This is a genomic window from Agitococcus lubricus (genome assembly GCF_003051055.1).
GTDB lineage: Bacteria > Pseudomonadota > Gammaproteobacteria > Pseudomonadales > Moraxellaceae > Agitococcus > Agitococcus lubricus.
On the sequence record NZ_QAON01000006.1, the window covers coordinates 105,582 to 118,155 of the forward strand.

At 43.4% G+C, this 12,574-nt stretch carries 8 protein-coding genes; 1 reads left to right on the plus strand and 7 read right to left on the minus strand.

The window, feature by feature from the left end:
- Window positions 1–109: 109 nt before the first annotated feature.
- The 3 genes from C8N29_RS07900 to C8N29_RS07910 all read right to left on the minus strand — a co-directional run bounded on the left by C8N29_RS07900 (window position 110) and on the right by C8N29_RS07910 (window position 8,628).
- Entirely contained in the window at window positions 110–4,849 is a 4,740-nt protein-coding gene (locus C8N29_RS07900) for an NAD-glutamate dehydrogenase domain-containing protein (protein ID WP_107865518.1), read from the minus strand.
- A gap of 302 nt (window positions 4,850–5,151) precedes the next feature.
- On the minus strand, window positions 5,152–7,794 hold the full coding sequence (pepN, locus tag C8N29_RS07905) for an aminopeptidase N (protein WP_107865519.1): 2,643 nt from the start codon (window positions 7,792–7,794) through the stop codon (window positions 5,152–5,154).
- Between the two features lie 9 nt (window positions 7,795–7,803).
- Entirely contained in the window at window positions 7,804–8,628 is an 825-nt protein-coding gene (locus tag C8N29_RS07910) for a DUF2797 domain-containing protein (protein ID WP_204509305.1), read from the minus strand.
- A 16-nt stretch (window positions 8,629–8,644) separates the two neighbouring features.
- On the opposite strand from C8N29_RS07910, the gene C8N29_RS07915 reads away from it, so the two are divergent.
- On the plus strand, window positions 8,645–9,106 hold the full coding sequence (locus tag C8N29_RS07915; RefSeq protein ID WP_107865520.1) for a DUF6231 family protein: 462 nt from the start codon (window positions 8,645–8,647) through the stop codon (window positions 9,104–9,106).
- 1 nt (window position 9,107) lies between these two features.
- Here C8N29_RS07915 and C8N29_RS07920 read toward each other — a convergent pair whose 3' ends face one another.
- The 4 genes from C8N29_RS07920 to C8N29_RS07935 all read right to left on the minus strand — a co-directional run bounded on the left by C8N29_RS07920 (window position 9,108) and on the right by C8N29_RS07935 (window position 12,554).
- A complete protein-coding gene (locus tag C8N29_RS07920) occupies window positions 9,108–9,797 on the minus strand; it encodes a M48 family metallopeptidase (RefSeq protein ID WP_204509301.1) in 690 nt (229 codons plus the stop codon).
- Between the two features lie 110 nt (window positions 9,798–9,907).
- The gene (gene rluB / locus C8N29_RS07925) at window positions 9,908–10,786 is read right to left on the minus strand and encodes a 23S rRNA pseudouridine(2605) synthase RluB (protein ID WP_107865522.1); all 879 of its coding nucleotides are present in this window, start codon (window positions 10,784–10,786) and stop codon (window positions 9,908–9,910) included.
- A 338-nt stretch (window positions 10,787–11,124) separates the two neighbouring features.
- Window positions 11,125–11,718: an SMC-Scp complex subunit ScpB gene (gene scpB, locus C8N29_RS07930; RefSeq protein ID WP_107865523.1), complete on the minus strand. Its 594-nt coding sequence runs from the start codon at window positions 11,716–11,718 to the stop codon at window positions 11,125–11,127.
- Entirely contained in the window at window positions 11,715–12,554 is an 840-nt protein-coding gene (locus C8N29_RS07935; protein WP_107865524.1) for a segregation and condensation protein A, read from the minus strand. The genes scpB and C8N29_RS07935 overlap by 4 nt, the downstream gene beginning before the upstream one ends.
- Window positions 12,555–12,574: the final 20 nt, after the last annotated feature.

A 12,574-nucleotide genomic window follows, 5' to 3' on the forward strand; every position in this document is an offset into this window, starting at 1 on the left:
ATAAGTCAACAATTGGCAGGTTTACTCCCTCATAAAAACCTATAAATGGATTTATAACACATCAGGTCATCTCGCTGATGCTAAACATTAGCGAGACTTAGACCTCACTCTATATCACCTCTTGGTGTAATTGTTGCAATAATTTATGCAACTGTGACGTTAGCACGACATAAGGCGCATAACTGGTTAAATCACTCGGACTTAAACGACATCGAAATTGTCGCCAATCCGCCAATTGTTGTTTGTGCCGTTCTAACCAATTTACCAACCACAGATGTTTATCTTCGGCATTCTGTTGCCATTGTCCGAGCATGTCATGCGTTAAGCTGGCCATATCTTGCAATAAACCAGCTCGTAATTGGTCGCGGGCGGCAGCCTCCCAACTGTTAGCAACCAATAAATCTTGTAAAGCACGCTGTACGTCTGTTAAGCCCAACATTTCCTCAACACGTTCATACATATACGCCGCAATTTCAATGGGCACATGACATTCTTGCGCTAAACGGCAAATATCGAGTAAAGGCAATATTTGGTCTAGCGACGACAATCGTGCGGCTAAACTATCAGGAAGTCCCTGCGTAACTAGGCCATTTTTAGCATGATTCCATGACTCTAAGCGTTTGTGGTTCAAATGTTGTGGTAGTTCATTAAGTAAGGGTAATAACATGGCGAATTGCGTAATCACCTGCTGACAGGGTTGATGTGCATAAGGCAAAAACCAACCGCAGGCGCGGCGTGCATAACGCTGTAAAGCGGCATATTGTGCTAATAAAATGCTGTGCGACACTTTATCGGTACATTCATCTAATTGTTGCCACAACTCATCTAGTGTTAATAAGTGACGGGCAATGACAAAGGCGCGTGCTACCTTTAATGGATTACTGCCCTCATGGCGTAATAAACGCGGCAGTGCCCCCATGCCCAAACGTTCCGTCATTGAGCCAGCTAAACGCGTGGCAGCCAATGACACGGCTAAGGGGTGCTTTAACAGCGTGGAGCTGTAATTTTTTTGAATAGCAACGGGAAAGAGTTTTTTAGCTTCTGCCAATAAATGTGGGTCAGTAGCTAATTCACTCAAGGCAAGTTGTGACTTAAGCCAGTTTTTACTGTATGCCAGTAAAATAGCTAATTCTGCACGTGTCAGTGGTTGTTGTGTTCGACCGCGTGATTCCCACATTTTAACATCAGGCAAGGCTTCTAATTGACGGTCTAAGCCCGCTTGACCCTCTAAGAAATCGGCGAGCGTCCCGTATTCACGATGTCTTAATAAGGCCTGATGATTGGCAATCGCTAAAAACTGCGTTTGCGCCTTGTTATCTGTAAGTACCGATTGCGCAACTTCATGCTGCCACTCTGCCAATAAACGGCTGTAATCTTTTTGTGATAAACGGCGTGCTTGTTGCTCACGCTGTAAAAAGATTTTGATGTTGACTTCATGGTCTGAACAATCGACACCACCTGAATTATCAATAAAATCGGCATGCGATAAGCCGCCGTTTAATTGATACTCAATACGAGCTCGTTGAGTTAAGCCTAAATTACCGCCTTCGCAAACAATACGTGCTCGTAATTGATTCGCATTGATACGCACACTGTCATTTGCTCTATCGCCAACATCTTGGTGGTGTTCCTCGCTGGCTTTGACATAGGTACCAATACCGCCGTTCCACAGCACATCTACGGAGAGTTGCAAAATCTGACGCACCATGTCGTCAGCCGATAACACATCGACACTCAAGCCTAATAAGGCTTTAACCTCTGGACTTAATTTAATTTTTTTATCTTGTCGACTAAAAATACCGCCACCCGCAGACAAGACAGAACGATGATAATCTGACCAGTTACTTTTGGGTAAGGCAAATAGCCGCTGACGTTCGGCAAAACTAGCTGCAGGGTCTGGGTTAGGGTCGATAAAAATATGGCTATGATTAAAAGCAGCTAGCAATTTGACGGTTGAGGTTAATAATAAGCCATTACCAAACACATCGCCCGACATATCCCCAATACCGACCATCGTAAACGTATCTGTAAGTGGGTTAAAGCCCCGCTCTTTGGCTAAGGCATGTAACGAAACAAACGCGCCTCGTGCGGTAATTGCCATTTTTTTATGGTCATAGCCATTACTGCCCCCTGAGGCAAACGCATCGCCTAACCAAAATTGATAATCTGCAGCTAGACTATTGGCCGTATCCGAAAATGTAGCCGTTCCTTTGTCTGCTGCTACCACTAAATAAGGGTCATCTTGGTCATGGCAAACGACGAATTTGGGTTTAATCACCGCATCTTTATGACGATTATCGGTCAGCTCTAATAGCCCTCTTAAAAATTCTTGATAGGCTCGTAAACCCAACTCTTGACGGTCACCGTAAATGGTACGTACCACAAATGCACCTTTCGCTCCCACAGGCACAATGACCGCATTTTTGACTTGTTGCGACTTAACCAAACCTAAAACTTCTGTTCTAAAGTCTTCGGAACGGTCTGACCAACGAATGCCGCCTCTTGCCACCGCGCCAAAACGTAAATGCGAGCCCATCACATCAGGACTGTACACAAAAATTTCGCGCCACGGTTTAGGCTCGGGCAAATCGCGTAGCTGTGTGGTATCAAACTTAAAAGCAATCCGTTGCGCTTCGATAGCCGCAGGGACATAAAAATTGGTACGTACAATCGCATTAATCAATTGCAGGTATTGGCGTAAGATACGGTCATCAGCAACAGAACTGACTTTATCTAAAGCAATTTCTATACGTTTAACGACGGATTGCGCACGCTCACTACGGTCTGCGCCCTTATTGGGGTCAAAGCGTATTTGAAATAACTCTAATAAACTACGGCCAATAGTAGGATAGCGGGTAATGGCTTCTGCTTGCGCTAAGGCCGATAAGGGGAATCCTGTCTGTTTTAAGTAGGCCGATAAGACACGAAAAATATGTGCTTCGCGCCAGCGACATGGCAAAATGGTCACTAAACGATTAAACACATCGGCTTCTACCCCACCTTGCCATAACACCTGCATCGCATCGCGCACATAGGCTAAGGATTGTGCATAAATTTCTCTGGCTAGGCCTTCGGGTAACTCCGTTCTAAAATCATGTAGCCACAAGCAACTATCTTCATGCAACAAAGGAAAGGCTTGCTCTTGTAAGACTTTTAGCCCAAAACTTTCTAAAATAGGCATGACACGGGATAACGATAACTGTTGGTGCCATTGTAATAACTTAAATCGTGCCGAATGGCCTTCACTGGGTAAGACTTCAACCGCTAAGGGGGCGTCTTGCCTCAGGGTTTCTAACAGACCAATATCGCTGATGGCATCTTGTGGCCGATAGTTGTCTTTGTAGGCTTCTGGAAAGACATTTTGATAACGTCTAAACAGTTGATTGGCTAAAACAGATTGATATTTTGCCATTAATAGGGTTAATAATTCATCTTCCCACGTACGCGCAAGACGTTTTAAGACCGATTCCGTTTCTTCTATGTTAATACGTGGCGGGTCTTTATCTTCAAAGACTAATAAGCTATGCAGCCGAATCCAACGATGCTCTGAGACAAAAGGTGTCATCACCACATCAGAGGCATTAAAGCGTGCTTGTAAAAACTCACCTGTACGGCTGACAAAGGTTTCGTTGTACAAAGGTTTAGGGAGATAAATAAAAATAGAAACAAAACGCTGCCACGGGTCTACGCGCCACACAAAACGCAATTCATTGCCATATTTTTGTTTAACCATGGGCAAGAAGGCATTTAATAAGTCTTGTTCACTGGCTAATAAGAGTTCGTCACGCGGGTGTGTACGTAACATACGGTCAAAATTACGGCCATCGTGACTGATTTTTCTCAGGCCAGAAAAAATATCTACCGTAGTAATTTTATGACGCAAGACAGGCATAGTCATCGGGTCATGCTGATTGACTCGACTGGTGTATAAGCCTAAAAAGCGATATTCACTTTTACCGTCAGGCATGGGCACAATCACGACATCGGCATAACGGTCGTGATGAATAGGCGCACGCGTTAATGATTTACCAAACAAGAGCTGGCAATTATTGGGGCTATATTCGATATCCTCTAACCAATCCATGTGTATATTTGGCCATGCGCCTAAACCTGAACACTCTACCTCGCCAGCTTCGTTACGATAACGTACCGACAAAAAGGTAAAATGACCACGCATGACCCATTGCAAAAAGGCATGCCCCTCCATACGGATGACTGCTGCCTCACCTTCTTTAGGCATTTTTTCGATAAGTTTTTGCCCTGCATCACGCAGTAAGGTTTGCATGCGCGGAAAACTATCAACCACTTTTTTTAGCATGCCCATCGCTTGATGAATTTCCGTTTCCAAGGCTTTGAGCGCATCACCTTGATAAACCTCGCCTAACTCAATATGAATTAAGGTACGGTACTCCTCACTATTGGCATTTGCTGCAGAAGGCAAAGCCGTCATATTAAAATATCTATCACGACGTAACGCGATATTTAAATCCATCAACACACTGAGGTCATGGCCACCACGTTGCAAGGCAATACGCAACGTATTGAGCAAAAAAGGTAATTCTCCGCTATACAGTTCAATCACGGTGCCATCTGCACGCCAACCTTCTTTAGTCGGTTCGGGATTAAAAATACGGATATTGATTTCTTGTCGGCTATCCTCTACGAATAACCAAAAGTCCCATAAACACGCGGCTAAGGCATGTGGCGTGTAACGTCGTAACTCGTCTGCTAATAAGGCTTTGAGTGCACGTTCTGCAAATTGATTAAACAGTTTATTGTCGCGAGCAGCACAAACATCTAAACATTGTTGACGCGCTTGTTGTGACCACGCTTCTGTTGTCGATAACATTTTTTGACTCCTTGTACTGCTTTTTGGAGATATTATTGTTTCTTTTTAGACTATTTATAAAATGTTTTTTCTACTTAGTTATAGACGATTTGCAAGTCTGTCACGTGATAAGGTAGAAAATTAAGGCTTTGATTTGATTAAGTTCAATTGCCTTTAGCAAGTAACAATGTAACGGTTAATATTCTGCCATGATACGCACTTAGTCAACGGCATTCTGCAACCAAACTGAATAAACGTGCGCTAATCGCCGATACAGAATATCGACAGGCTTCAAGCTCCGTTGAAGCCCTCACCACGAACCACTAAGCTCTTAATAAGCGATTTAAGGTTTCAAAGGTATCATTCGATAAAACCTGTTGTGCTAATTGAGTTAATACACGCTCAGCTTGCTGTTTACGTCGATTCTCTAAACGCCGCCACTTACTAAACGCGCCCAACAAACGAGAGGCAATTTGTGGGTTAATTTTATCTAACTCCGCAATTTTGTTAGCGACAAATTGATAACCTGCGCCATCGGCTTGATGAAATAGCACAGGATTAGCATTAGCAAACTGAGCGACGACCGAACGTAAACGATTAGGATTAGTCAAGGTAAAGGCCGAATGGGCGCATAATTGTTCAATATCACTCAAACTGGCTTTAGCATTAGTGGCTTGTACGGCAAACCAACTATCGACCACTAAAGCTTCATCAACAAAACGCTGATAAAAATCGGCTAATGCGCTGCTTGCTTGTGCTGCTTGACTATAGACCAAACCACGCAAAGCACTCATGCGCGCACTCATATTATCGGCTTGTTGATATTGCTGTGCAGCTAAGGCTTGTGCCTCTGTGCTGGCCGTAGATTGCAATAAATAACTCAAACATTGGTCGCGCCATGAACGCTGAGCAATCGCCGCGCTGTTGTAAATATAGCTAGTTTGCGTGAAGGCCATATATTGCGTACGGAAAAAATCAGCTAAAGCATTGGCAATCGCTTGTTGTAAGGCTTCTCGGGCTTGGGCGATATGGCTTGGGTTAATCACCGCCACCTTTTCTGCTAAATAATTTTCGGTCGGTAAACTGAGAATTTTTGCCGCTAAAGCCGCATCTTGTTGTGCTAAAGTGGGTAAAAAAGCAGCTAAGCCTGTTAACAACTCATCCATGGCTAAACCTGTTAACGGTTCTTGTTGTTGGTCAATATTAGCAATCATCGCCAACAATAAACGCTCATACAGACTTTGTGCGGCCAACCAACGATTAAAACCATTATTGTCATGCTGCATTAAGAACAATAATTCCGCATTAGAACTTTGATAATCCAAGACCACAGGTGCAGAAAAATCGCGTAATAACGAAGGCACAACGGCTTGTTCAACATCAACAAAAGTCCATGTTTGTTGCGATTTGTCCGCAATTAACACGCGCTCTTTACCTACGGCCTGTGTCTCACCTTGCAAACGTAAAGCAATCGCTTGGCCTGTGTGTTGGTCAAACAAGGCTAACTTAATGGGAATCGGTAAATACTCAGGATTCGGATAACCTTCTTTGGCAGGTGTTTGTTGGCTAATGCTTAAGGTATAGCTTTTTGCTTGCGCATTATAATCCGTATTGACGCTCAATACAGGCGTACAGGGCTGTCTGTACCATTGCATAAACGCGCTTAAATCTTGTTGATTGGCATCTGCTAAGGCTTGGACAAAGTCCTCAACTGTGACTGCTTGGCCATCGTGGCGGCTAAAATATAAATCTGTGCCTTTTCTAAAGGCGTCTACGCCTAAGACAGTATGTAGCATTCTGACGATTTCCGCGCCTTTCTCATACACCGTCGCGGTGTAAAAATTATTGATTTCAATAAATGATTCGGGGCGGACAGGATGGGCTAAAGGACTGGCATCTTCAGCAAATTGCACATTTCTCAAAACCGCGACATCTTCAATCCGTTGAACACTGGCAGAGAGTTGGTCGGCAGAAAATTGTTGGTCTCTAAAAACGGTAAAACCTTCTTTTAGACTGAGTTGAAACCAATCTCGACAAGTGACCCGATTACCGCTCCAATTATGAAAATATTCATGGGCAACCACAGACTCAACACGCTGAAAACCTAAATCAGTGGTAGTTTCGGGATGTGCTAAGACACACGAAGTATTAAAGATATTTAAACCTTTGTTTTCCATTGCCCCCATATTAAAGTGGCTAACGGCAACAATCATAAAAATATCTAAATCATATTCTCGACCATAGACTTGCTCATCCCAACGCATTGACGCTTTGAGTGATTCCATTGCATGGTGACATTGGCGCAAATCGTGCGGTTCTACATAAATTTTTAGGGCAACCTCGCGGCCAGTCATGGTGGTAAAACTATCTTCTAAACAGGCTAAATCACCTGCCACCATGGCAAATAAATAACTCGGCTTTTTGAAAGGGTCTTGCCAAGTGGCAAAATGTCTACCCTCACCTGCATCACCTTGGGCAATCAAATTACCGTTAGCTAATAAAGTGGGATATTGGTTTTTATCGGCGGTAATGGTGGTAGTAAAGGACGATAAAACATCTGGACGGTCTAAATAATAGCTAATTTTTCTAAAGCCTTCTGGCTCACATTGAGTGCAGTACATGCCTTTAGAGAGATACAAACCTTCTAAGGCCAAATTTTTAGCAGGATAAATTTTTACCACACTTTGTAGGCTAAACGGCTGATTAGGCACGTTATGAATGACTAATTCTTCACCTTGTAGTTGATAATCATCAGTTGATAATAATTGATTATCCAAATGTAAGGTTTGTAATTCTAAGTCAACACCATGTAACACCAACGCTTGATTTGCCTGTTGAGGGGTTAAATTTAGGGTTGATGTGACTAAAGTATAATCGTTAAAAATATCGACCTGTAAATTAACTTGCTCAATGCTAAATAACGGGGCTTGATAATCTTTTAAGTAAACGGTTTTGGGATTGCTCATGTGTGTATCTCATACAGATTCTTGACGAATGATGACTTCATAACCACCAAATTTACGAATATTGATGACTCCCGTATCAAAGATTAAATATTGACCTTTAATACCCATCAATTGCCCCGTTATTTCGGCTTGTGTATCTAAATTAAATGCTTTTACTTTACTGGGATATTGCATCACAGGAAATAAAAAGGACTGCACATCGGGCGTTAATAAGGCAAATTGCTCTGGAAACTGTTGTTCTAATTGTGATAATTCATCTGCACATTGTGCTAACAGTTCATCACGAATCTGTACTAAATCTTGCACTTCGGCATCTGCTTTTAATAAACGCTGCCAATGGGTTTTATCGGCGACATGTTGGGCAAACATGACTTCTAACAACCCTGCCACGCGCCGACTTGCCACTTCAAATATGGCTAAGGCTTGTGCTGCACCTTGGTCAAGCCAACGTGTTGGTACTTGTGTACGACGGGTAATCCCGACCTTAACCCCCGAAGAATTAGCCAAATAAACAATATGTGGCTTAAAACAATGGTTTTGTCCCCACTCTGGCTCACGACAAGTCCCTAAATGATAATGACAAGTTTCTGGCTTCATAATGCACATATCCGCCGATGCACTACTTCTAAAACATTTGAAACAATAGCCCTGATTAAACGATTTAGTCGTTTTTTGCCCACAATGTAGACAAAAAATTCGACCTGTATACTGTAAATATAATGTCTTACCGAGATAATCGTTGACAGGCAATGTCATTCCGCCTAAGGCTAGTTCATAATGTATAGGCGTTGTCGCCTGTGTACGCATTTTTTGTAAAATACCTTGATAAATCATCACGAGTTAAACCTGTATGTGGCCCGATATCACCCCATTATTGCAACAACTAAAAAACGAATGCTCCGATAAGGATTGGTTAATCACGGGTTATGTCTTGGATTGTCCGTTGGCTAGTGTAGACCTTGGCACAACACGCTTACAATCTATCAATGCGGAGAATTTGCTACAACGCCCATTTACTGAGCGTTATGCCGCTGCATTGATGTTGATAGAGGAACAACAGGATAAACAGATACTCGAGCTGTGTATCAGTCGCCTACGCGATGTACTAGCAGAGCGTGTGTTGGTAGTGACTCCTCAACACAACAATTACTGGTCAACTGCTAAAATGCTCGGTTTTGGCTTTAAGCGTATTGCCGAGCCGACAGGTTGGCAAGTTTGGGGCTTTGATATTCACACCTATAAAGAAGTCCCTGATTGGCTTAATGCTAAATTCTGGGCAAACCCACAAAATTGGGGCAAATATTGGTGGTAAGTTAGCCGTGATTTAATACCCGACGACGCTGTTGCCAATCGGGTAAAAATTGGCTCATCAAATTGTAAAAACGTTGATTATGGTATCGCTCTAATACATGCACCATTTCATGCACCACCACATACTCTAAACAGGACGGCGACTTTTGCGCTAAAGCTAACGCCAACCAAATACGCTGTGCTTGAATATTGCAACTGCCCCAACGCGTGTGCATCTTTTTAATGCCCCATGTGTTGACTGTGACACCCATAATGGGTTGCCAATACGCAATTAATGGCGGAATCTGTAAACGAAGCTGCTGCCGATACCATTTGTCAATCATTGTGGCACGCTGTGCAGGTGAACTGCTTACGGGAGCATAAATATCTAAATAGCCTGCACGTGGCTCAACCTTTGCCTGAGTGCTATCTGTTATGACATTCAGGGTATAGGGTTGCCCTTGAAAATACTGGATATCCCCCGTTTGATACATAGGTGTTTGTTGCACTGATTGGCTTCGACATATCTGTTGCTGTGCTAAAATCCAGTCATAACGTGTACTAACTAACTTTTCTAACGTAGACACGTCAATATGTAAAGGCGCACTCAATCTAATCCTGCCATCAGGCGGGTAAACACGTAAATGAATATGTTTAATCGCTTTACGGATGAGTTCTATTTCTAAACCTTGCATGACGATGTTTTGAGACAAAATCACACTCCACAACAAATATGAGAGCAATAAAAAAAGGCAGCCATGCTGCCTCGTTTCGTCTTGTCACTGCTGACTTTAATAGTCTACGCAGTGACTAGCACATCAATTTAATATTCCGCTTTGCCACGCTTTTCGGGCACATCACGTTTTTGTTGACGCAAAAAGCCACCCCGACGTGCAGGCAATGGATTCTCTTGCATTTTTTCGGCACGGCGTTTTGCTAGGCCATATAATCCCGTACCGACACGTGGTTTGAGTTTAACCAAGGCGGCTAAACCGTCAATTTCATCTTTATCTAATTCTAACCAACGTCCCATACGTAAGTGACGTGGCAACGAAACAATACCATAACGAATACGCAGTAAACGGCTCACTTTGAGGCCTTGCGATTCAAATAAACGACGTACTTCGCGGTTACGCCCTTCTTTAACGACTACCTGATACCAACGATTAAACCCTTCACCACCAACTTCAGCAAAGGACTCAAATTTAGCGGGTCCGTCGTCTAACATGACGCCTTCTAACAATGCTTGACGAGCGCCTGCACTCACCTCGCCCATGACCCGTACGGCATACTCACGTTCTACTTCATTAGATGGGTGCATCAAACGATTGGCTAACTCGCCGTCATTCGTAAACAATAACAAACCGCTACTGTTGATATCCAAACGACCGACCATCACCCAACGCTCGCCTTTGAGTGGTGGCAAGTTATCAAATACGGTTGGACGACCTTCTGGGTCTTGGCGGGAGCAAATTTCGCTTTCTGGTTTGTAATAAATGAGTACACGGCGACGTGTTTCTTCTTCTAAGGTAAATGACACTCGGCGACCATCGACACGCAACTCGTCTGTGGCTTCGATACGTTGTCCAATTTCGGCTATTTTACCGTTTACACTGACACGTCCTTGCGCAATCGCCTCTTCCATATGACGACGAGACCCTAAGCCAACACGGGCTAGGACTTTTTGCAATTTTTCGCTCATGGTTTCCGACTACTCATTTCATGACTGTGGATATCTATCGCCTTTATGCTGCCGTATACCCACAGTATCGTTACTATTAACCAACAGTTAAGCATGATGCGTAGCGATGATAAACGCTACGTCTCTGCCTATTTACCTCTGACCGTAGTGGATGTTTAACCTGATACAGGCAATCCGATGTTGTTGTTATCCTACGGGTATTTTTGTGCCAAAACAGATTCTAACATACTAATTTCTTTTCGCATCGTCTTTAGTCAGGTTTCACCTATTTAGTCTGCCTAGAATATACTCTTTATACTGACTGACTCGCATTAACGTGTGTTTACAGGCACAAATGATTACTCTTGCACTTGTGCAGGTGTAGACTGAGCGCGTAAGGCTAGCTCTTGCTCAATCAACCCTAAGTCACGTACTTGGGCTAAAGGTGGTAAATCAGCAAGGCTTTTTAGGCTAAAGGCATCTAAAAACTCTCGTGTTGTCGCCAGTAATGCGGGGCGACCAGGCACATCACGATGCCCAACCACGGCAATCCAATCGCGGTCAAATAAGGCTTTGATAATTTGCGTACTCACCACCACCCCACGAATGGCTTCAATTTCTGCACGCGTCACAGGCTGTCTATACGCAATAATCGCTAAAGTTTCTAACATCGCGCGCGACAAACGCGGCGGCTTATCTTGCCACAGTTTACTAATCCACGGGCTGAATTGGGCGCGTACCTGAAAACGATAACCTGAAGCTATTTCGACTAACTCCAATGGGCGTTGATGGTAGTCTTGTTGAATTTCTTTAATCAGTGCAGACAGTTGGCTACGTGTTGGTCGCTCCTCCTCCACAAACAACACTGCCAAATCATCTAACGATAAGGGGGTGGAATGTGCAAAAATGGCCCCTTCGATAATTTGTTTAATCAACGCCGTTTGTAAGGTCATGCCTCACCTTCCAATAGGCGTTGACGCACATAAATGGCAGAAAATACAGCATCTTGGACAATTTCAATCATTTTTTGTTTAAGCAACTCTAAAATTGCCATAAACGTGACCACCACCCCCAAACGGCCTTCGTGGGCAGGAAATAACCGATGAAAAACAATACTCTCACCCGATTTAACTTGGCTTAAGATGTCTTTGAGCCGTTGCTCCAAACTCAAGCCCTCACTGGCAATGACATGACTTTGTTGCAACTCTGCCCGTTTTAAGACGTCATGCATGGCATCTAACAACAGAGAAAAATCACCAACAAACGGTTCGGTTGGCAACAAATAACGAATAGGCGGTTCGGCATGCGCGCTATAAATATCTCGGCCTTCTTGCGGCAACTCGTTTAAGTCTTCAGCTGCCTTTTTGAAACGCTCATATTCTTGTAAACGCCGAATCAGCTCTGCACGCGGGTCCTCTTCGTCATCTTCCGCTTGGCTAGGTTTAGGTAATAATAAACGTGATTTAATCTCTGCCAGCAAGGCGGCCATCAGTAAATACTCCGCAGCCAAATCAATATTTAGCGCCTGCATTAACTCAATATAACTAATGTACTGGCGGGTAATTTCGGCAACAGGAATATCCAATATATCAATATTTTGTTTACGAATGAGATATAACAGTAAATCTAATGGCCCTTCAAAGGCCTCTAAAATGACGGCTAAAGCATCAGGCGGAATATACAAATCGTCGGGTAATTTGGTATAGCTTTCGCCGTAGACCCGTGCATAAAACGGGTCATTAACGGCAACTATTGGAGAAGTGTCTGCGGGCGATGCTAATTCAGACATGATTGTCTTCTATGCAAAGT

What these genes read in the sequence shown, in the direction of transcription:
- rluB (WP_107865522.1), bottom strand. Translation starts at nt 10,786, where the DNA reads ATGAGCGAAAAATTGCAAAAAGTCCTAGCCCGTGTTGGCTTAGGGTCT.
- C8N29_RS07910 (WP_204509305.1), bottom strand. Translation starts at nt 8,628, where the DNA reads ATGATTTATCAAGGTATTTTACAAAAAATGCGTACACAGGCGACAACG.
- C8N29_RS07935 (WP_107865524.1), bottom strand. Translation starts at nt 12,554, where the DNA reads ATGTCTGAATTAGCATCGCCCGCAGACACTTCTCCAATAGTTGCCGTT.
- pepN (WP_107865519.1), bottom strand. Translation starts at nt 7,794, where the DNA reads ATGAGCAATCCCAAAACCGTTTACTTAAAAGATTATCAAGCCCCGTTA.
- scpB (WP_107865523.1), bottom strand. Translation starts at nt 11,718, where the DNA reads ATGACCTTACAAACGGCGTTGATTAAACAAATTATCGAAGGGGCCATT.
- C8N29_RS07915 (WP_107865520.1), top strand. Translation starts at nt 8,645, where the DNA reads ATGTGGCCCGATATCACCCCATTATTGCAACAACTAAAAAACGAATGC.
- C8N29_RS07900 (WP_107865518.1), bottom strand. Translation starts at nt 4,849, where the DNA reads ATGTTATCGACAACAGAAGCGTGGTCACAACAAGCGCGTCAACAATGT.